The sequence below is a fragment of the Loigolactobacillus bifermentans DSM 20003 genome, assembly GCF_001434575.1.
Classification (GTDB): domain Bacteria; phylum Bacillota; class Bacilli; order Lactobacillales; family Lactobacillaceae; genus Loigolactobacillus; species Loigolactobacillus bifermentans.
In genome coordinates, this window is sequence record NZ_AZDA01000026.1 from 18,463 (window position 1) to 39,688 (window position 21,226).

25 protein-coding genes are annotated in these 21,226 nt (G+C 43.7%); 2 read left to right on the forward strand and 23 right to left on the reverse strand.

From position 1 onward, the window contains the following. Positions 1–5 precede the first annotated feature (5 nt). Positions 6–770, reverse strand: coding sequence for a TrmH family RNA methyltransferase (locus FC07_RS04710; RefSeq protein WP_057903975.1), 765 nt, complete (start codon positions 768–770; stop codon positions 6–8). A gap of 91 nt (positions 771–861) precedes the next feature. Here FC07_RS04710 and FC07_RS04715 point away from each other — a divergent pair, with 91 nt between their 5' ends. Together FC07_RS04715 and yidC are read left to right on the forward strand one after the other, a co-directional pair. Then, the gene (locus tag FC07_RS04715) at positions 862–1,134 is read left to right on the forward strand and encodes an acylphosphatase (protein WP_057903976.1); all 273 of its coding nucleotides are present in this window, start codon (positions 862–864) and stop codon (positions 1,132–1,134) included. Between the two features lie 150 nt (positions 1,135–1,284). Continuing rightward, positions 1,285–2,238: a membrane protein insertase YidC gene (gene yidC, locus FC07_RS04720; protein ID WP_235807456.1), complete on the forward strand. Its 954-nt coding sequence runs from the start codon at positions 1,285–1,287 to the stop codon at positions 2,236–2,238. Between the two features lie 88 nt (positions 2,239–2,326). Here yidC and FC07_RS04725 read toward each other — a convergent pair whose 3' ends face one another. The 22 genes from FC07_RS04725 to mutM form a co-directional block, all read right to left on the reverse strand. Then, positions 2,327–3,724, reverse strand: coding sequence for a sensor histidine kinase (locus FC07_RS04725; protein WP_235807457.1), 1,398 nt, complete (start codon positions 3,722–3,724; stop codon positions 2,327–2,329). Positions 3,725–3,879: 155 nt separating this feature from the next. Continuing rightward, on the reverse strand, positions 3,880–4,566 hold the full coding sequence (locus FC07_RS04730; RefSeq protein WP_057903978.1) for a response regulator transcription factor: 687 nt from the start codon (positions 4,564–4,566) through the stop codon (positions 3,880–3,882). A 248-nt stretch (positions 4,567–4,814) separates the two neighbouring features. Next, on the reverse strand, positions 4,815–6,239 hold the full coding sequence (gene gndA, locus FC07_RS04735) for an NADP-dependent phosphogluconate dehydrogenase (protein ID WP_057903979.1): 1,425 nt from the start codon (positions 6,237–6,239) through the stop codon (positions 4,815–4,817). A gap of 129 nt (positions 6,240–6,368) precedes the next feature. Next, entirely contained in the window at positions 6,369–6,551 is a 183-nt protein-coding gene (rpmF, locus tag FC07_RS15575) for a 50S ribosomal protein L32 (protein ID WP_083483203.1), read from the reverse strand. 42 nt (positions 6,552–6,593) lie between these two features. Then, positions 6,594–7,148, reverse strand: a complete 555-nt coding sequence (locus tag FC07_RS04740) for a YceD family protein (protein ID WP_057903980.1) — start codon at positions 7,146–7,148, stop codon at positions 6,594–6,596. A 69-nt stretch (positions 7,149–7,217) separates the two neighbouring features. Further along, entirely contained in the window at positions 7,218–8,381 is a 1,164-nt protein-coding gene (locus FC07_RS04745) for a nucleotidyltransferase (protein ID WP_235807458.1), read from the reverse strand. A gap of 8 nt (positions 8,382–8,389) precedes the next feature. Then, entirely contained in the window at positions 8,390–9,124 is a 735-nt protein-coding gene (locus tag FC07_RS04750; protein WP_057903981.1) for a class I SAM-dependent DNA methyltransferase, read from the reverse strand. After that, on the reverse strand, positions 9,121–9,477 hold the full coding sequence (gene rsfS / locus FC07_RS04755) for a ribosome silencing factor (RefSeq protein WP_057903982.1): 357 nt from the start codon (positions 9,475–9,477) through the stop codon (positions 9,121–9,123). Before rsfS ends, FC07_RS04750 begins: the two co-directional genes overlap by 4 nt. Before the next feature lie 27 nt (positions 9,478–9,504). Then, positions 9,505–10,101 (reverse strand): bis(5'-nucleosyl)-tetraphosphatase (symmetrical) YqeK, encoded by a 597-nt coding sequence (gene yqeK, locus FC07_RS04760; RefSeq protein WP_057903983.1) that lies wholly within the window; start codon positions 10,099–10,101, stop codon positions 9,505–9,507. Further along, positions 10,085–10,711, reverse strand: coding sequence for a nicotinate-nucleotide adenylyltransferase (locus FC07_RS04765; RefSeq protein WP_420814209.1), 627 nt, complete (start codon positions 10,709–10,711; stop codon positions 10,085–10,087). The genes yqeK and FC07_RS04765 overlap by 17 nt, the downstream gene beginning before the upstream one ends. 43 nt (positions 10,712–10,754) lie before the next feature. Beyond that, positions 10,755–11,069 (reverse strand): YhbY family RNA-binding protein, encoded by a 315-nt coding sequence (locus tag FC07_RS04770; protein ID WP_057903984.1) that lies wholly within the window; start codon positions 11,067–11,069, stop codon positions 10,755–10,757. A gap of 23 nt (positions 11,070–11,092) precedes the next feature. Then, positions 11,093–12,208 (reverse strand): ribosome biogenesis GTPase YqeH, encoded by a 1,116-nt coding sequence (gene yqeH / locus FC07_RS04775; RefSeq protein WP_057903985.1) that lies wholly within the window; start codon positions 12,206–12,208, stop codon positions 11,093–11,095. Then, complete coding sequence (locus FC07_RS04780; RefSeq protein WP_057903986.1) at positions 12,201–12,728, reverse strand: YqeG family HAD IIIA-type phosphatase; 528 nt, start codon at positions 12,726–12,728, stop codon at positions 12,201–12,203. The genes yqeH and FC07_RS04780 overlap by 8 nt, the downstream gene beginning before the upstream one ends. Before the next feature lie 577 nt (positions 12,729–13,305). After that, the gene (rplT, locus tag FC07_RS04785; RefSeq protein ID WP_057903987.1) at positions 13,306–13,662 is read right to left on the reverse strand and encodes a 50S ribosomal protein L20; all 357 of its coding nucleotides are present in this window, start codon (positions 13,660–13,662) and stop codon (positions 13,306–13,308) included. Positions 13,663–13,727: 65 nt separating this feature from the next. Next, positions 13,728–13,928 carry a 50S ribosomal protein L35 gene (gene rpmI / locus FC07_RS04790; protein WP_010011013.1) on the reverse strand — a complete coding sequence of 67 codons (201 nt, stop codon included), beginning with the start codon at positions 13,926–13,928 and terminating at the stop codon, positions 13,728–13,730. Between the two features lie 35 nt (positions 13,929–13,963). Next, on the reverse strand, positions 13,964–14,485 hold the full coding sequence (infC, locus tag FC07_RS04795; protein ID WP_191981081.1) for a translation initiation factor IF-3: 522 nt from the start codon (positions 14,483–14,485) through the stop codon (positions 13,964–13,966). 164 nt (positions 14,486–14,649) lie between these two features. Then, the gene (gene thrS / locus FC07_RS04800) at positions 14,650–16,638 is read right to left on the reverse strand and encodes a threonine--tRNA ligase (protein WP_057903989.1); all 1,989 of its coding nucleotides are present in this window, start codon (positions 16,636–16,638) and stop codon (positions 14,650–14,652) included. Positions 16,639–16,939: 301 nt separating this feature from the next. Next, positions 16,940–17,863 carry a primosomal protein DnaI gene (dnaI, locus tag FC07_RS04805; RefSeq protein ID WP_057903990.1) on the reverse strand — a complete coding sequence of 308 codons (924 nt, stop codon included), beginning with the start codon at positions 17,861–17,863 and terminating at the stop codon, positions 16,940–16,942. Then, a complete protein-coding gene (locus FC07_RS04810) occupies positions 17,863–19,224 on the reverse strand; it encodes a replication initiation and membrane attachment family protein (protein WP_057903991.1) in 1,362 nt (453 codons plus the stop codon). The genes dnaI and FC07_RS04810 overlap by 1 nt, the downstream gene beginning before the upstream one ends. Positions 19,225–19,251: 27 nt before the next feature. Further along, positions 19,252–19,725, reverse strand: coding sequence for a transcriptional regulator NrdR (gene nrdR / locus FC07_RS04815; protein WP_057903992.1), 474 nt, complete (start codon positions 19,723–19,725; stop codon positions 19,252–19,254). Between the two features lie 37 nt (positions 19,726–19,762). Next, complete coding sequence (gene coaE, locus FC07_RS04820) at positions 19,763–20,380, reverse strand: dephospho-CoA kinase (RefSeq protein ID WP_057903993.1); 618 nt, start codon at positions 20,378–20,380, stop codon at positions 19,763–19,765. Further along, complete coding sequence (gene mutM, locus FC07_RS04825) at positions 20,377–21,222, reverse strand: DNA-formamidopyrimidine glycosylase (protein ID WP_057903994.1); 846 nt, start codon at positions 21,220–21,222, stop codon at positions 20,377–20,379. Before mutM ends, coaE begins: the two co-directional genes overlap by 4 nt. Positions 21,223–21,226: the final 4 nt, after the last annotated feature.

The window sequence follows — 21,226 nt, forward strand, 5'->3', positions numbered from 1 at the left end:
GATTTTTAATCTTTGTCAACCGCCTGTAATTGAAAAAGCAATACACCGGCCGCAATCGCCACATTTAAAGACTCAGCCGCACCTTGCATGGGAATGAATAAGTTCTGATCAGTCTGTTGTAACAGCGTGTCTGACATCCCTTGCCCTTCGTTTCCCATAATCAACGCAAAGTTATGCGCGGGTTGAATCTCCCGAAAACTAACGGCTTGTGGGTTTAACTCACTGCCGTATACCGGTGTGCCAATGGCCTTAAACTTGGCGATCCATTCGCTAAGCGCACCACTGAACACCTGAATGTGGAATTGACTACCTTGCATGGACCGAATCAGCTTAGGACTAAATTGATCCACACTGCCGGTCCCTAAAACGACGCCGGTTAACCCTGCAGCGTCTGCTGTGCGCACCATCGTCCCAATGTTGCCTGGATCTTGTACCCGATCCAGCAACAACCAACTTCCAGTAAGCGTATCAGGCTGTACTTGAGCCGGTAATGGCATGGCTGCAAAGATGCCTTGGTTGGTCACTGTTTCGGCCAGGGCATGGGCCACTTCATCACTGATCCAAATCAGATCAGCTTGCCAATCTTGTAACCAATCAGCGGTTGCATAGGCCTGTGTTGCGAGTAAATATTGGGGCTTGGCCTGTTTCAATGCTTCTTGTACCACGTGGGCGCCTTCGATTAAATAAAGTTGTTGTTGCTCGCGCTCGCGTTTTCGTTGCAATTTGCGCAAAGATTTGATTAATTTATTTTGGGGGGAATTAATTTCCACGTTCGATCACCTCATGTTTCATCTTATCGTGCTATCATTAGATTATCCACTCTCAACTTTGACAAATCAACTGATGATTGGAGGAAAATTTATGCGAACTGTTGCATTAACAGTTTTTGGACGCGTCCAAGGTGTGGGCTTTCGCTACGCCACCAAAATTGCGGCTGACCAATGTGACGTCAATGGGATTGTCCGCAACCTACTCAACGGTGCTGTTTACATTGAGGCCAGCGGTGCTAGCGCTAAAATTGCCAAATTTATTGGCAAGATCAAACAATCGCCGACGCCTTACGGTAAAGTGACACGCATTGATTTAGTCGACTTACAACCCAAGCACTATACGGACTTTCGCATTACGAACTAAAGTAAGCCCTTTTGTACCAGCTTACAGTTGCTTGTAAGCTGTTTTTTGTGGCCTTAACAGACCCTCCCCCAACTAAAGTCGCATTGAAAAATACGACGCCTTCAAGTATAGTATTACAGAAAGACTTTTCCCGAAAGGAACGACAATATGATGCGTTTTAAACGTCCACTGATGTACGGTGGACTCTTCTCAATTTTAACTTTGTTTTTATCTGCTTGTAGCAATCGAAGCATTCATCGGCAACCACCAACGGGTTTCATTTACGGCCCGATTTACCACTATTTAGGGGAACCGATGTCGCATTTGATCACTTGGATGGCCAACACCGTTGGCAATGCGCAAACCAATGGTTATGGCTGGGCTATTTTGGTCATCACCTTGATCGTGCGTTTGATCTTAATGCCGCTGATGCTGTCCCAGTCTAAAAACGCCACGCGCCAACAGCACAAAATGGCTGCGATCAAGCCAGCGATGGATGATATTCAAAAACGTCAAAAAGCAGCGACTTCACAAGAAGAAAAGGCTGCGATCAGCCAAGAAATGATGGCGTTATATAAGGATAACAATGTGAGTATGACTGGCGGGATCGGCTGTTTACCATTGATCATTCAATTGCCGATCTTCTCAGCTTTGTACATGGCGATCCAGTACAACCAAGCGATTTTCCACAGTACCTTCTTTGGCATTAACCTAGGCCAAACAAACATTATCGTCGCTTTGATTGCTGGGTTAACTTATGTTGGTCAAAGTTACTTATCCTTAGTTGGCGTCCCTGAATCACAACGGCAGCAAATGAAAACCATGATGCTCATGAGTCCTGTGATGACCTTCTTTATTTCACTGGTCTCACCAGCCGGTTTGGGACTTTACTTTTTAGCAGGCGGCATCTTAGCCATTATTCAAACGGCGATCACTAATTTCTACTATGTCCCTAAGATCAAAGCAGAAATTGCTGCTGATTTAAAGGAACATCCCATTAAGGTTGTCACCCCAAAACCAGCCGCACCAGTAGCGCCTAAAAAAGCTGAACCAAAGGCTAAAATTGTTCAATCAGCACCAAAAAAGAATCATCAACCACGGAATGCTGGTAAACAGCACCGTTAACCGTTTAACGCCAACTCCTAGTGAGTTGGTATTTTTTTTGCTTAAAAGCCATCAAAAAAACGCCTAACCGCAGTTAGACGTTTGATCATTATTCAGTTGGTGTTTGCTCAGTTGGCGTTGTTTCCTCAGTTGCTTCAGGGTGATAAACCGGGAATAACATTCTGAAACTCGTGCCATTGCCCAGCACACTATCAACACTAATACTGCCATGGTAGCTATCGACTAAGCGTTGGGCAATTGACAGGCCTAAGCCATTGCCGCCCTTGTCCCGGCTACGGGCCTTATCCACGCGATAGAAGCGGTTAAACACGCGTTTTAGGTCTTCTTCCGAGATACCCTCACCAAAGTCCTGTACGGCGATTTCAACGTTACGTTCGCTCCGTGAAATCGATAAATGCACCTCTTGACGTTTTTGTGAGTATTTCACAGCATTATCCATTAAAATAATCAAGATCTGTTCAAAATGATCATGGAAAATCTTGACCAATGTGGCTTCACGTAAATCATCATCCAAGGTAAAGGTAAACTCAGGATGAATCAATTTAAAGTTGTTAAAGACCTGATTGGTCACAGCCTTCACATCTGTGGTGGCGTTTGGATAATGAACTTCAACTTGTTCCGCCCGCGATAAATCTAGCATTTCCTGTACCAGACTCTTCATCCGCGTAATTTCTTGTAACGACGCACCAATCGATTCGTTTAAAATCTCTGGATCATCTTTCCCCCAGCGATTTAACATGGTTAAATGGCCTTCAATAATGGCCACCGGTGTGCGCAATTCATGAGAAACATCTTCCACAAATTCCTCTTGTTGCTCAATATAGCGTTGCATCCGATCTAACATGTCATTAAACAATTGCGTTAAGTCAGAAAATTCATCATTACCGCGTGTCATTGGAATCCGTTTGGCGGCTTGGGGTTGAACATTGATGACATCAATGGTATCCGTCATTAATTGAATCGGCTTTAAAAAGTAACTGGCCAAAACATAACCCACTATTCCGCTGACCACAAAGGCCAAAATTGCCAAGCCATAAAAGGCCAACAACAGTTGGTGCTGATCATGCTTTAACGTGCCCAGCTGTGTGGTCACCTGCACATAGCCAATGATCTTACCGGTGGTGCGGGAATGAATTGGACGCCGGCCAACAAAACCGGCTGCTTGTCCAATCTGCTCTTTCATCACGGAAACATGATTGAGCCGTTTAAATTTCGTTGGCACTTTTCGTGACGCGTAAACCCGTTGACCCTTTGGGTTATAAATACTCACCGAAACATCTTCCCGGGCCAACTTCACAATAATCGAATCCGTATAAATATTCTGCTTAGCATTTTGATCGACCTTCGGTACTTGATCGGAATCAGTGGCCAAATCAGGTCGTAAATAAGGTAACACGGTATCATAGGTCAGGGGTTTTGATTGATTGACCAATCGTTCAACCACCAGGGTCATGGTATCATGTAAATTAGTTTTTTCTTGATCCATCATGATCGCCGTTAATCGATTAAACAGCAAAATTGAAAAAATCGAAAAAACAATAAATATACCAAAAGCGGCGCCAAGCGCCCACTTCCATTTTAATGGAAAGCGCCGACCCCGCTTTACTGGTTGGTCCAGATTGTCAACTACGGTAGCGGATTTCACGAGCGCATCACATACCCAGTTCCACGAACGGTTTGAATATAACTATCTTCCCCTTCGCGGTCAATTTTATTTCGCAAATAACGAATATAAACGTCGACAACATTGGTTTCGACTTCACTTTCATAGCCCCAAACCTTATTTAATAAAATGTCTCGGCCTAATACCACGTTAATGTTTTCCATTAACGTTAATAATAATTCGTATTCACGCTTGGTTAAATCAATGGTTTCATTCCCACGTTTAACCACTCGATTTTCTTTTTCAATGGTTAAATCACGGTAAGAAACAGTGGTTTGTTTTGCGTTGTTTTGTTCGCCTTCAATATCGATCCGTCGTAATAAGGCGCGTAAGCGTGCTAAAAGTTCTTCGATTGCAAATGGCTTAACGATGTAATCATCAGCCCCATGATCTAAACCAGAAACGCGGTCGATGACAGAATCCCGTGCGGTCATCATAATAATCGGTGTATTTTTCACTTGACGTACCCGCCGACAAACTTCCAAGCCGTTTAACTCTGGTAACATAAGATCGAGTAGGATGGCATCCCAATCATTTGCCAAAGCCGCATCCAAACCGGTTCGACCATTATAATGAACTGCTGTTTCATAGCCTTCGTGCTTTAGTTCCAGTTCGACGAACCGTGCGAGATTTTTTTCATCCTCAATGATTAGAATTTTACTCATTCACCCGTCCAACTCCTTGAATTAATTTGATTAGATTTGTTTAAGAAAGCGCATTTATTGCGTTCATCATTTACTCATACGAGAATATATTTTAACATTATTTTTGCAAAAAAGCTACCAATAAACATTAATCTAACGGCAATTTATCGCTTAACAACCATTATCGGCGATCTTGATTGTCGACTTCATCAAATTTTAAGTTAACAAAAAAGCCTTTAGCAAAAAGACTAAAGACTTTAAACGAAAAATTATTGTTCTTCATACCATGAAAAATGGAAGTTACCGTCACGGTCAGTCCGTTCATAAGTATGTGCGCCAAAGTAATCCCGTTGTGCTTGGATCAAGTTGGCTGGCAATTGTGCTGCCCGGTAAGAATCAAAATACGTAATCGCAGATGTTAAAGCAGGAATGGCAATCCCAGATTTAACGGCTAACGCAACAACATCCCGGACTGCTTCTTGATAACGTGCTGTAATGTCGGTGAAATAATCATCTAACAACAAGTTTTGCAAGTTCGCATCCTTATCAAATGCATTGGTAATGTTTTGCAAGAATTGTGCCCGGATGATACAGCCTGCGCGCCAGATACTAGCGATTTTCCCAAAATCTAAGGTCCAATCATAATGTTGTGACGCGATCCGCATTTGTTCAAATCCTTGCGCATAGCTCATGATTTTACTGAAGTATAATGCTTTACGAATCTTTTCAACGACTTCTTGTTTGTCAAATTCAACGTTACCAGCTGGCTTTGGTAAAACCTTGCTAGCAGCAACACGTTCGTCTTTCATCATCGAAATATAACGTGCATAAACAGATTCTGTGATCAATGATTGTGGGATCTCAAGGTCAATGGCGTTGGCTGAACTCCACTTCCCAGTCCCTTTATTAGCAGTCCGATCTAAAATCTTGTCAACAATTGGTTCATTTGAACCTAAATCATCTTTACGCGTTAAAATATCAGCTGTGATTTCGATCAAGTAGCTGTCTAATTCGCCTTTGTTCCAGTCTGCAAAAATGTCAGCAATTTCATCAACTGACAAGCCAACCATGTTACGTAACAAGTTATAGCTTTCAGCGATTAATTGTTCATCACCATATTCGATCCCGTTATGGATCATTTTGACATAATGACCGGCACCGTTCGGGCCAATGTAAGTGACACAAGGCTTGCCATCTTGTGCTTTAGCAGCCATTTGTTCAAAAATAGGTGCGACTAAGTCGTATGCTTCTTTTTGACCACCAGGCATCATTGAAGGGCCTTGTAAGGCGCCTAATTCACCACCGGAAACCCCGGTACCAATAAAGTTAATGCCTGATTCGTCTAATTTTGCATTGCGACGCATTGTGTCTTTGAAGAAGGTATTCCCACCATCGATCAACACATCCCCTTTATCCAATAAAGGTAATAATTCATCAATGACAGCATCTGTACCAGCCCCTGCTTTGACCATTAACATGATCCGCCGTGGCTTTTCCAAAGAAGCAACAAAATCTTCGATAGAATAACTTGGAACTAACTTTTTGTCAGCATGTTCCTTTGCAACTGTTTCTGTTTTAGAAGCAGTTCGGTTGTAAATCGCAACCGTGTAACCACGACTTTCAATATTTAATGCCAAGTTCTTGCCCATGACGGCCATTCCGATGACACCAATTTGAGGTTTTTCATTTTCCATTAGGTTTAGAACCCCCTTCGTATTTAACAACCTTAATCCTATCAAAAAGTTTTCTGAAAAGAAAGGCTCTGGTAACGCATTCGTAAAAAAAGCTTTAGCGCCATGGCCGCTAAAGCTTTTTAAACAGGTCTAGTTTTTACCTGTGTTGACAACTTGTTTGCCATCATAGTAACCACAACTTGGGCATACATGATGTGATGCACGTAATTCACCGCAGTTTGGGCAAGCGCTCAAATTAGGTGTTGTTAATTTGATGTGTCCACGACGTAGACGCTTACGTGTCTTTGATGTTCTTCTTGCTGGTACAGCCATTGAAGCCACCTCCTTAAAAATGAGATATCTTGGCGCTTTGCTTTAATTCTGATCATCATCAGACTTAAGGAGTCCCTTAAGCTTTGCAAAACGTGGATCAACTTGATTTGCTTTTGCCGCTTGTTGTGCTTGATAGTCGGCTTCAGAAATAACTTGCCAATCATTTCCGTGCGGCATCTCTTGCTCATTCGCAGCTTCAGCTGGTGTTAAAATCTTTGACGGGATCTGTAACAAAATATTATCTGTTAAGACCTGATCTAAATCTAAAACATCCTGTTCTAAGTAAATCACTGTTTCAGCCGTTGTGTGTTCATCTAAGTCAGTCAGTTGCCGCGTATAAATCTCATCAACTGAGAAAGCTAGTGGCAAGGCAACTGGCACTAATGAACGGGTCGAAGGCAGTGTTAACGTTACTTGAACATCAAGATGAGCAATAATTAATGCCTGGTCAAGTGTGATCAATCCTTGCACTTTGACCGGGGAAACATCAGAAATGGTATGATCGCGGGCCTTTAAAACTGCCGTTAAATCAAGTGTCTCCTGCAGTTTTAAGGGTGACTCACGGTACTTTTCCAATTCCTGTAAAGACCATTTCATTGAAGTGACCTCCTCTTGCAACCCTAATGCAACGTCAACCATTATAACTGTCTAAAAAATCTTTGTCAACTAAATTTCCTTGACAGGCCGTAACGGATACCGGCCATAAACTTGATTTTCACCGGTTAAATTTTGATACACCAAATCTGTCCGCACATCAGTCCCCATTAAACCTGATTCTTGGCCTAATTTACGGTCAATCTTTGTAATCAACGGCCATGGCACTTGCTGCTTTATTTGATGTAAATAATGCTGACCTGCTGGGGTAAATCCTAATACGTGTAAGTAAGGTTGCTGTGCCTGAATCGCAGTTGTTTTCAGATTTAACACTGTATACAAACATAACCGTTGTAAGCGTGAATAGGTATACCGTTTGGTTTTTAACGCTTTTAAAAATGCTTCAAACGTTACCGCAGCTTGGATCTGCTGCTTCATGCGATATTCTAAGCCTTCGTTCATTTGATAAATCGCCTGTAAGTCGCCTAAATCCGCTTGTAAAATGCGATATTTCAAAAATGGAAACAACCTGGCCCAATTAACCAGTGGCCCTTGCTGCAACGTTTGAAACGTCACCTTAGGCACCACTTGTTGAACCTGATGCCATTGTGGCGGTACTTGCTGTAAAGCCTGCCGAATGGCTGTTGCACTGCCAATCAATCCTTTGGTCAGTTGTGTGTCGTGGTACTGTGCCCCTTGACGCTGTACGGGAACCAGGGTCATGGGCCGTGACAACTCAGCATTGGCCTGCGCATAACTGAGCCCTAATAGCTGGTTAGGATAGTCTAATGACAAGCCAAGTTGCTGCTGATAAAACTGATTTAATTGGGTGGCGTAAGTTTGTCGATAATCCTTAAAATCTTGGTGATGTTCTGGTAACTGTGCCAGCTGAACACCGATTTGCTGATAATCAAGCTGTGCATCCTCAGTGCCGAATACCACGGCTTGACATCCTAAAGCAGACAACATTTGAATCCCAGCACTGGCAAAACGATCAGCAGGTTGGACCGCTTGGGTGGTTGGCAGTTCGACCACCAGATCCACACCATTGACCAATGCTTGTGCTGTTCGCTGCCATTTGTCCAAAACAGCAGGTGCGCCACGTTGCACAAAATTACCACTCATCACAGCAACCACCACATCTGCTTGGGTCAACTGGCGGGCTTGTTGCACATGGTAAGCATGTCCGTTATGAAACGGATTATATTCGACAATCATACCGGTTGCTTGTAACAAATCGTCACCTACTTTTGGGCTTCAAAAAACCAACGGCCACTTTCCGACTGAATCGGTTGTGTGCCAAATTCGGCACTGGTGGTCACCGTTTGAAAGCCCACCGCTTTTAACGCTGCCACAATCTCCGCAAGTGGATACGTGCGTTCGTGATGTAATTCATTAATGGCCTGATAGCCTTGAATCGCGTCATCCCAAACAAAAAATGTTAAATCGTGTTCAACGCTATGCGGTTGGTCGCCAACGTAGCTGGTCCACATAAAAGCTTGGTCTGCTGTACGATAATTGTACATATAGCCTGGGAAAAAGTCGTCAATTTGGTAAATTGAATGCATATCAAATAAAAATTGCCCTTGTGCTGGCAATAACTGATAAACCTGCTGAAAAACTTGTTTTAAATGCGCCAGATCTGGCATATAACATAAGGAATCATCTAAGCACGTTACCGTTTGAAAAGCACCAATTTCAGTTAAATCAAGCATATCGCCTTCAATTAAAGGCAATGTCACTTGCGCTGCTTGGGCCCGATTGTTGGCCAAGGTTAACATTTCTGGTGACAAATCCAAACCAGTCACCTGATAGCCCGCTTGGCATAACTTAACTGCCAATACCCCCGTCCCACAGGCCAGCTCTAGCAAAGGTGCTTGTTTATCAGTCACCCGCTGCATGACAAAATCCAGCCATTGATCATACAAGGCCGAATCCATCATTTCATCATATAACCCGGCAAACGTCTGATAAATCATGCGTCGATCCAGTCAGCGATTTGAACATTTTTAGCATCTGACCATAATTTCTCCAAATTATAATAAGCGCGTTCTTCAGGGTTAAAGACGTTAACGACCACATCACCTAAGTCGATCAAGATCCACTTACCAGAGTTTTTCCCTTCAACGTGCTTGGCAATCACACCTGCAAGTTCTTCTTTTTCTAAAATGTTATCTAAAATCGCATCCATTTGACGCTTTGAGGCCGCTTGTAACACGACAAAATAATCAGCTAATAAACTGACTTCACGAACATCTAATGCTGTAATTTCTTCAGCACGTTTTTCATCAGCGGCTTGTACCGCAATTTTTAAGATCTCTTGGCTATCCACAGAAATCCTCCTTTAAATTTTTAAGGGTTATTTTGCAACCCAAGCATTATAGGTTGCAATCGTTTTCGGGTAAATCTTTTGTTGCCGCGCTAATAAGAACTGCAACGTATTGGCAACTTCATAGCGTACCCCGGCGGCTAAACTCTCATCAGCCGCTTCACGAGCCGCTTCAACACCTGGAAAATCACGGCCAGGCTCAATAAAGTCAGCTACAAATAAAATTTGGTCTAAGGTCGTCATTTCAGGTGCCCCAATGGTATGGCGCCGAACGGCATTTAAAATGGCCGCATCATGGATTTGTAATTCTTTTTCAATCAAATAAGCACCGACCACACCATGCCAAATGCCATTGCCATAATTCAACAAGTCTGGATCAAACTTTTCTTGTTGGATCAACTGGCGATATTCAGCATCTGGCCGCTGTTTGGCATAATCGTGGACCAAACCAGCAATGCTGGCGCGTTCCACATCAGCACCGTAATGTTCCGCCAAATCAATGGCTGTTTGTTCCACTCGCAACACGTGTTGGAACCGATGATCACTTAACTGTGCCTTGATTTTATTGACTAATGTCGTCCGTGAATAAGGCACCAGACCCAGTTGATAATCAAGCGTTTTTGTCATTGCGATACAGCCCTTCTTCCTGAATATAGGTGCGTACAGCATCTGGTACTAAGTAGCGCACAGAGCAACCTGCTTGCACCCGCTCACGAATCAAAGATGAGCTAATGGCTAAGCCCGGGGCATCCACCCACAAAATTGGGTATTGACTGTGTACGGCCACTTTAGGCCGTTTAACGCCAACAAACTGAACCAACTTTAAAAGCTTATCAATTTCGTGCCAAGTTGGCAGGTCATTCACCATGTCAGCGCCGATAATAAAATAATAATCTGTATCAGGATGCCGTTGCTTTAAATCTAACAGTGTATCATAAGTATAACTTTTACCACCACGTTTAATTTCAGCTAGTTCCAAGTCAAATAACGGATTGCCAGCAATCGCCCGCCGTACCATTTCCACGCGTTTTTCAGGGTCAATGGCCGTTTTAGGGGTTTGATGCGGTGGTTGCGCGTCAGGCATAAAGTAAACTTTTTCCAAGCCCAATTGTGTGCCTACGGTTTCTGCCATAATCAAATGCCCTAAATGCGGCGGATTAAACGTGCCGCCCAAAATCCCCACTTGATGTCGTTTGCGGGTATTTAAAGGCGCTTCATCTACTTCAACCGTCACCACGGACTGTTGTTGTGTCGTTACCTCTGTCACTTTTGCCACCTCTTTATAATGTTGCAATGCGGCGTGACAACCGCTGATACTTTTCTTTATCAGCTGGCCGGTAGAGTAAAATAACCCGACCAATTTTTTGCGCTACGGTGATACCTGGCAACGCTTCTTCAAGCGCTAATACCACTTGTTCCATGGTTACCTCAGCGTTTTGCAGTAAATTAATTTTAATCAATTCATGCCGCGCTAAACTATCATCAACTTGTTGAATAAAAGTTGCTGTGACACCGTTTTTCCCAACATGAAATTCTGGCCGTAGCCGATTGGCTTGCGCCCGTAAAAATCGTTTTTGTTTGCCTGTTAATGGCATTGAAGCACCTCTTTTAATTATTTTTAAATCAATGCAGGTCGTGTACTAACGGCAACACCCTTAGGCGCCCAGCCGCAGATCACTGCCCCTGCTGGTACGGTGATCCAACCTAAACCTGCAAAAACCAAGTCACTTTTTTGCTTCGATGTAAATTGGAAACGAACCAGTTCTGGAAAATCAGCCAATTCTTTGGCACGAGGGGGCTGTAAAAGTTTCCCCGCCTGACGGGCATAAAAATCCGTTGCATTGGCTAATTTTGTCCGGTGAACCAGTAAATTATTATCTAAATAAACTGTAAAACTACGCCGTGGGCCACTCACGTAATCAAATCGGGCCAAGCCAGCCAAAAATAACGTTTGTTCAGCGTTGAGTTGGAATGTTTTAGGCTTAATTGGTTTTTGCGGCGTCACTAATTTTAAATCCTTTGGGCCAAGGTAATAAGCCATTTGTTCCCGATGAATGATCCCTGGTGTATCAATTAATTGCTGCCCATCTGCTAACGGAATCTGAATTTGATCCAAAGTTGTCCCTGGAAAACGAGACGTGGTAATTAAATCTTGGGTCCCATTTGCTTGTTTAATGATTTTGTTGATCAACGTCGACTTGCCAACATTGGTCACGCCCACCACATAAACGTCTTTCCCATCACGATAATGGTCAATTGCCGCCAGCAATTCATCTAGCGCATAACCACTTTTCGCACTGGTCAAACAAACATCAACTGGCCGCAAGCCAGCCTGATGTGCCTGTTGTCGCAACCACTGCTTTACTTTTGAACGCTTCACTGAGGTTGGCAAAACATCAACTTTATTGCCCACCAATAAAACCGGATTATCACCCACAAAGCGGTGTAACCCTGGAATTAAACTTCCTGAAAAGTCAAAAATATCCACCACATTAACGATCAACGCGTCAGCATCACCAATTTGTGTCAATAATTTCAAAAAATCATCATCTGTTAATTTAACATCTGAGATTTCATTATAATGCCGTAAACGGAAGCAACGTTGGCAATACAACTCAGTTTCATCTGTATCTTGCTTTAACGCAGCAGCCGGGGTATAACCAGGTTGCTTTGGATCAGTGGTTTGAATCTGGGCACCACAACCAATACAATACTGAGGTTCAGTTTCAGTCATTAAGGGAATTCCTCCATTTTAAGTCAGGATACTTACGTTTCAAATGATTTCTAAAAAAACGTTCAAAAAAACGTGTGATCCGCGTGTTCCAAGCATCGGTTTCAACCAACGGTTTCACTAAAACAGGCCGAATATGCACCCAGTTTGCCGCAATCATGTCGGTTAATAGCTGATCCCCAACCATTACCAGTTCATGATCTGCTAGACCCAGTTGCTTTTTAGCCCGCATTAAGCCAAATGGCAATGGCTTTAACGCACGCGCAATAAAAGGCAACCCAAGTGCCGTCACTGCACGATGAATACGCCGGGCATTGTTATTTGAAACCACCACCACCTGAATTTGTGCATCAGCCATGGTTTGCAACCACGCTTTTAATTCAGGCGTACCTGTCGGGTGATTCCAAGCAATCAGTGTGTTGTCTAAATCCGTTAGCACAACTTTGATACCTTGGGCTTGTAAATCCGTGGGGGTTAACTGTGTAATTGAATTTAACATCCAAGTCGGTTTATATAACAGCATCTGCAACTCCTACATTAAGGTGGCTTTACACTCGTAAAGCCTTGATTACCGGAGCATGACCATTCCTGCGGGCGCAATCTCCCTCGCAGGAAACATGGCAACTCCTACATTAAGGTGGCTTTACACTCGTAAAGTCTTGATTACCGGAGCATGACCATTCCTGCGGGCGCAATCTCCCTCGCAGGAAACATGGCAACTCCTACATTAAGATGGCTTTACACTCGTAAAGCTTTGATTACCGGAGTATGACCATTCTTGTGGCAGCAGTTCTCACCGCAAGAAACATGGCAACTCCTACATTATGGTTGCTTTACACTCGTAAAGCTTCGATTACCGGAGCATGTCCATTCTTGTGGCGGCAGTTCTCACCGCAAGAAGCATGGCAACTCCTACATTAAGCTTGGTTTACCTTCACAAAGCTTAGCCGAACAATAGCTGCTCATGCATCCAGCTGTAAGCGATGGTACTTATCCGATTCATTATAAGGGATTTCAGGTTAAATTGCACCCATCCAACTTCTCCAAATGAATTGACGCTAATAAAAAAAGTTGCGGCAAACGCCGCAACTTCTCATGCATTAAGCTAATGCTTTTTTAGCTTGGTCAACTAAGGCCGTGAATGTTTCAGCATCATTAACGGCAAGATCAGCTAACATCTTACGGTTAATATCAATTTCAGCTAATTTCAAACCGTGCATTAATTTGCTGTAGCTAATATCGTTGATCCGTGCAGCTGCGTTGATCCGTGCAATCCATAGTTTACGGAAATCACGTTTAACTTGGCGACGATCACGGAACGCATAACGATATGAGTTCATGACTTGGGCATTGGCTGACTTAAACAGTAAATGTTTAGAACCGCGATAACCCTTAGCTAATTTTAAGACCTTTTTACGACGTTTGCGCGTCACTGTTCCACCTTTAACACGTGGCATTTGAATTCCTCCTCAAGTTCCTTGTATTCAAGATACAAGCTCGTCAAAATTTCTGATTAAAATGCTTACTTCATTTGTGAAAGCATTTGTTTGATCCGCTTCATGTCGCTTGCGGATACCATGCCTGGTTTTGCTAAGAAACGACGTTGCTTCTTAGTTTTGCCGTGGAAACGGTGGCTTGTGTATGCGTGATGACGCAATAAACCGCCGTTACCGGTCTTTTTAAAACGCTTTGCGGAAGCGCGATGTGTTTTTTGTTTTGGCATAATAAAATCTTCCCTTCCAATTCCGTAAACTAGGTTTACTTTTCTGCATTTGGTTGAAGCATCATTGACATGCTTCGACCATCCATCTTAGGTTGGGCAATTACAGTTGAAATGTCAGCCGTTTCTTTTGCTAAACGCTGTAAAACGTCACGACCAATTTCTTTATGCGTAATTGCACGTCCCCGGAAGCGGATCGAAGCTTTGACTTTGTCACCTTTTTCTAAGAACTTCCGAGCGTTCTTCAATTTAGTATTGAAGTCGTTCTGATCGATGGTTGGGCTTAAGCGTACTTCTTTGATGCTGACAATTTTTTGTTTCTTACGAGCATCCCGTTGCTTCTTTTGCAATTCGAAACGGTACTTCCCATAATCCATAATCCGCGCAACTGGGGGTTTAGCGTTAGGTGCCACTAAAACCACATCAAGGTTGGCTTGTTCAGCAATTTTCAGGGCATCTTGTTTGCTCTTAACGCCTAACTGATCCCCATTTTGAGCGATCAAACGCATCTCACGAGCACGAATCCCCTCGTTGACCATCATGTCTCTAGCTATGGTGATTCACCTCCATAAAATTTCGAGAAATTGCAGAAAAAAGTGGCCGTGCTGAAAGCACGCCCACTTTTAATATCCGTTCACTATTCTGCCCAGTGCGATGTGCAACTTAGGCGAGAAGCGGGCTGCTTCTGCTTTAATTCTCAACTTTATCTAGTTTAAAAGACAAACTAGTTCTTGTCAAGCTGTTTCTGAACTTTTTCTTCTGTACCGCTCACTTTACCGGTGCGGCTGTAATTCTTCACTTCAGCAGCTAAAGCATCTACAAACATATTGGTATCCATGTTAACGGCCTTATCTTCACCATAATGACGAACAGAAATTGAAGCTTGTTCTAATTCTTGATCCCCAATCACCAACGCATACGGAATCTTTTGGGTCTGGGCTTCACGAATCTTATAGCCCATCTTTTCATTGCGTTCGTCGACTTCAACCCGCAAACCAGCCTTCAACATCCGATTCCGAACACCATAAGCGTAGTCCGCATGTAACTCGTTCTTCACTGGAATAATAACAGCTTGAACCGGTGCCAACCAAGTTGGAAAAGCGCCTTTGTAAATTTCAGTTAAGTAAGCCACAAAACGTTCCATCGTTGAAACTAAACCACGATGAATCATCACTGGACGATGTTCTTCACCATCACTGCCAACATAAGTTAAGTTGAAGCGCTCTGGTAACATAAAGTCTAATTGGATCGTCGATAACGTTTCTTCATTGCCACCAGCTGTCTTCGTTTGAACATCTAACTTAGGACCGTAGAAAGCCGCTTCCCCTTCCGCTTCAACGTAGTCAAGGCCAAGATCATCCATGGCCCCTTTTAACATCGTTTGCGCACGGTTCCACATGGCATCATCGTTAAAGTACTTTTCAGTATTCTTAGGATCACGATAGCTTAACCGGAATGAGTAATCGTTGATATTAAAGTCAGCATAAACGGAGATCATCAATTGCAAGATTTTCTTAAATTCGTCTTGGATCTGATCTAAAGTCACAAACGTATGCCCATCATTTAACGTCATTTCGCGAACACGTTGTAAACCAGATAACGCGCCGGATTTTTCATAACGGTGCATCATCCCAAGTTCAGCGATTCGAACTGGTAATTCACGATATGAACGAATGTGATGCTTATAAATTTGGATATGACTTGGGCAATTCATTGGCCGTAATTCTAATTGTTCGCCATCCCCCATATCCATTGGTGGGAACATATCTTCACGGTAATGATCCCAATGACCAGACGTTTTATAGGCATCTAAGTTCATTAAAACAGGGGTATAAACGTGTTGATAACCGTTTGAAACTTCCTTGTCAATAATGTAACGTTCGATGGTCCGACGAATGGTCGCCCCTTTTGGCATCCAGTAAGGCAGACCAGCACCAACTTTAGGGTCCACGAAGAATAAGTCCAACTTATTCCCGATTACACGGTGGTCACGGTCATGTGCTTCTTGCCGCCGTTGGTCGTCAGCATCCATTTCTTTTTGGTTGAAGAAAGCTGTACCATAAACCCGTTGTAGCATTTGGTTTGATGACTTACCTTGCCAATAAGCACCGGCAACAGATAATAATTTAGAAACTTTCAATAACTTGGTATCTGGTAAAACGCCTGCTTCGCCAAAATCAACAAAGTCGCCTAAATGATACAAAACGACGTCATCATCAGGACAAGCATTTAACAAGCTTGTTTTGTAAGGTTCATTAGCAAATGTCTTTAACGCGTCGGCTTTGCTAACCACTTCGCGGGTAATTTTACCGTCTTCTTTGACAAACTTCGCCATCGCCGCATTGATTTTATCTAAATCGTCTTCTGAAACCGGCTTTTCACTGTTGTCAGTATCATAGTAGAAACCGTGTTCCGTCAAGGCATGTTCCCCAAACGTCATAGTTGGGTATAATGCATGTAAGGCAGCCCCTAACGTTAGGGTTGCGGTGTTCCAAAGCACTTGCAAGGCTTCTGGATCTTTTGCCGTAATAATCGTGATTTTCCCATTTTTTGCCAAAGGCGCAGTTAAATCAACCAGTTGATCGTCTAACTTGCCGGCGATTGCTTTCTTCCCTAAACTTGTACTAATTGATTTTGCAACATCTGCCACACTGGCTGTTGCTGGAAAGTTTTGTTGCTTCCCATCTGGGAACGTCAAAGTGATCTCTGCCATACCAAAATTCCTCCTTAAAATTAAAAAAGTCCCTAAGGCACAATAGCCTTAGGGACGAATTAACGTGGTTCCACCCAAAATTTGAATCAAAATTCGATTCCTCATTCACGGCTGTAACGTTGCCACCGATGCAACTTTGCATTGCATATCTCAAAAAGTGGTCAATCCAAGCCGTCCTTCGGAATTTTCAGCAAACATCCTTCTCTAGCAGACACGACTTGAACCGGTATCTTTTCTCGTTGATAAACTGATTAAACCACAAATCACATGATTATTCAAGTTGTTTCACTGTTCCAAATGATCAAGGTGCTTGACGGCGATTGCGCCCGACCAGTTTCACTTCTTGACTTAAGAAGCGAATCCGCTCCATGATCCGTTTGGCCTTAAGCGGTTCTGACGCCCCACGGGTCACGGTTAAATGTTCTTGTTCCAACTGCTGCATTGAAAAGTTAGACGAGAAAAAAGTGGCTAATTCTTCTTGCATGCGATACTGCAAGATCACGCCTAAAATATCATCCCGTGACCAACTGGAAATCGAATCGGCGCCGATGTCATCCAACATCAAAATCGGTGCTTGTTTAATGGCCGCCAATTTTTCCGTTAAATTATTTTCCCCAATGGCCCCTTTCATTTCCACCGTAAAGCTTGGAAAATGGACCAAGGTTGATTGAAAGCCGTAGGTTGCCAATTCATTGGCAATGGCCCCTAATAAATAGGTTTTCCCCACCCCAAAGCTACCGTATAAATACAAGCCTTGGTGGAAAGACTTTGGCTTTTGCACGTATGCCTGCACAAAGTCAGCAGCAAGCCGTAAAGCCGTCACGCGATTTTCAGGATAAAATTGATCCAACCGAGCTGAACGAATATTTTTCGGCATACTAATGGCCTGAACCCGATTTTTTAACGCCGCTGCCTGACGTTGTGCGACTAATTTTTCAGTTGGCACATACGTCACATCAACATAATGTTGATTCACGATTAGCTGCGGTTCATAACCTGGCGCTAATGTGGTTTCATGACGCTGTAATTTTTGGCGTTCTTGCACAAACTCATATAACTTGGCTGCTGAACGCGTCAATGCATCTGGCGCCAGTTCAGCCTGATGGGCTTGTAGAAACTGCTGGACTTCAGGATCCTGCCGAACCTGGGTCATTAAATCATCAAAGCGCTGGTTCAAATGACGGCGATTCATAATTTCTGATAAATTGCGACTGAGATCTTCCATTAGGATTCCTGCCCCTTTCGTAATTTCTTCAAGCCGGCTAAGCTGGCTTGTAACGCTTGTTCATCAGACTGCGATAATTTTTCGGGTTGCGCTTGATAATCAGCCTTAGCCCAGTCTGGCAACGTTTCTTTTTGAACCGGTTCTGCTGTTTTTCGACGGCGCTTGGTCACCGCAGGCTTCGGTTGATAATGGGCCTTCACCTCCGCCATTGCCGCTTCTGGTGTGGCAATCTTTGCTTTGGCCCAACTATTAGCCAGCGTATCCAAAAAGTTTTGGTTCAAGGTTGGCATTTGTCGCACGCTTAGCATGTAGTGGATCATAATGTTGATCACGCTATTGGGGAACAATTGTCGTGCAACCAGCCGCTCCAACAACCGCTGCTCACCTTGCGTCACATAAGTCCCTTGTTGCTGCTTAAGCTGTTGCAAAAATTCATACGGCGCATACTGCCGGCTGACCTGGATCAGTTGTTGATCTGCCTTGGAAAAGTCAGCCTTCGGTGTTGCCACTGCTGGTGCTTCAGCAACTTGTTGGGTGGTGATTTTAGTTTGCCCTTGATATTGCGCTAACACCAACCGTTTAAAAGCCGCCACATCAAACTGATCCGTGGCGAGATCGACGCTATCTGCAACTAATTGGGCCAACTCCATTTCATTTAAACCATACAACTGATGAAATGTTAAAATTAACTGCCGTTGTTGGGTCACTGGACCAAGCGTCACAAAATGATGTTGTAATTGCTGCTTAAAAAAAGCCCAATCAAACTGTGTATTGGCCGTCACTTGCGGTTGAGGTGCAGCTTTAATTTGAAAGCTTTCATTGGCTTCAGCAATCGCCGCTGGCGTGGTGGCCACATGTTGCGGGTCAATGTGAAAAACGTCTAGAAAGTTATGGCTCACATCGACCAAGGCCGGCTTCGTAACGGGCTGGCGTTTAAATTGCGCAACCAACTGTTGAAACCGCTGTTCTCCTACTGTTTCGTACAATAAGACACTTAAGAGATCATCCTGAAAAAAACGAGTCGGTGACTGTGGGGCATATAATTCATAGACATAATAACGCGGGTCTGCCATTTTTGCCCAATACGTTTTAACCAATCCCAATGCTTCCAACTTTAACCGTGCCTGATAAAATGTTGGTAAATCAATATTTAGCGTGGTTAAAATCAAATCATGTCGGTGAGCCGTCTTTTCAGTTTGTTGCGCCTCAGTCCATAAAAAAGTCACCAAACTAAAGGCCACCGGTCCTAATAACGGCTGATACAGGTAAGTTAATACCTGCTGATCTAAATCAGAGTAAAACGTAGCCGCGGTCACCATCAATGGCTCACGTGGGCTTAATTCAGAAAAGGCTTCTTGCACCAGTACCGCCTCCCTTGTCTCTTCAGATTAATCTTTTGCTTTATGCTTATCGCGTTCAACGATTTCGTTTAATTCTTTTAAGAAAACATTCATGTCTTTAAATTGTCGGTAAACACTGGCAAACCGAATATAAGCAATTTCATCAACATCCGCTAAACGTTCCATGACGTACTCCCCAATCACTTGCGAAGCCACTTCATTTTCACCTAACGCTCGAATTTTATTTTCGACTTCATCGACGATCTGGGTCATTTGTTCCATGGTCACAGGTCGCTTTTCAGCAGACCGGATCAGCCCTCTCAGAATTTTTTCACGATTAAATTCTTCGCGCGTTCCATTTTTCTTAATCACTAATAATGGTGTTTGCTCAACCCGTTCAAACGTGGTAAAACGAAACCCACAGCTTTCACATTCTCGACGGCGACGAATCACGCGCCCTTCGTCTGTTGGCCGCGAATCTACCACCCGCGAGCCATTATGATGACAACGTGGACAATGCATTTTTAACACCTCAATTCATTTCTATTATAACATTGAATCACTTTTTAGCCTGTTCTGGTACGAAGCCTAGCTGTGCTAACGCAGACCGTACTTGAGCCTGTGTTTCAGCTAACGACCCATTATTGTCGATCACCACATCAGCAAGCTGACGTTTACGTGCAAGCGACCATTGGCTGTCGATCCGTGCATTTGCAGCAGCAGCCGTTAAGCCATTCCGTTGCATCAAACGCTGTTGTTGCGTCACGCGATCAACCGACACCACCCAAGTGACATCGGTATATTGTTGATAATCCGTTTCAAATAACAGTGGAATGTCTAACACCACCAGTGGTACCTGTCGATCAATGCCCGCTTGGCGTTGGGCTAAAATTTCCTTGTGAATTAACGGCGCCGTGATCTGCATCAAGCGCTGGCGTTGGGTCTCATCATGAAATACAAGTTGTCCTAACGCCCCGCGATCCAAACTGCCATCCGCTTGTAGGACCTGTTTGGAAAAAGCGGCGGTAATTTGCGCTAATCCAGGTGTACCGCTGGCAACAACTTGCCGCGCAATCACATCGGCGTCTACGATCAGATAACCCCAAGCCTTTAACCAAGCACTGACGGTGGACTTACCTGTTGCAATCCCACCGGTTAAGCCTAATACCGTTGTCATTTTGCAACCCCCTTGGTCGTTAACAACTGGCAATGGGGGCAAAAATGCGTGCCTCGCTGGCCGACTTTGGTTTTAAGAATCGTCGTCCCACAACGCTGGCACGGTTCGCCTTCACGCCCATAAACGGCAAGTGCCAACTGAAAGCCACCGCTAGCACCATACGCATCCGTATAGCTACGAATCGTCGTTCCTTTTGCTGCAATGGCCCGTTTCATTTCTGCAATAATCGCTTGATGGAGGGCTTTGATCTGCGTGTCGGTCAGCTGATTAGCTGGCTGTAAGGGATGAATCTGACTTTGCCACAACACTTCATCGACATAAATATTCCCCAAACCCGCCACCACATGTTGTTCCAATAATACCGGTTTAATAGCCTTACGGTGACGTTGCAAAGCGGCTGCAAAAGCGGCTACCTTAAAATCAGCTGCTGTGGGTTCCGGTCCCAGCTGTTTAAGACCTGAAACAGTATTTTCAGCCCCAGTTGGAATCAGCTGCATGCGCCCAAATTTACGCACATCTAAATACCGCAACGCGGTGCCATCTGTAAAGTTAAAAATCACGTGGGTATGCTTGGTTAACGGCTGTTCCTGTGGCACCATACGATACTTACCTTCCATCCGTAAATGTGAGACCAAGGTCAGTTGGTTGCTAAGCCGGAAAAGCAAATATTTACCACGACGATCAATTTCTTCAAACGTCTGGCCCGTTAAGGTTTGCTTAAAAAATAATTGGTCATTAACAATAATTTTAGGCCATAAAATATCAATATTTGCGATTGTTTTATTTAAAATCAAAGCGCGTAAGCCTTGACGTACAGTTTCAACTTCTGGTAATTCTGGCATTTGA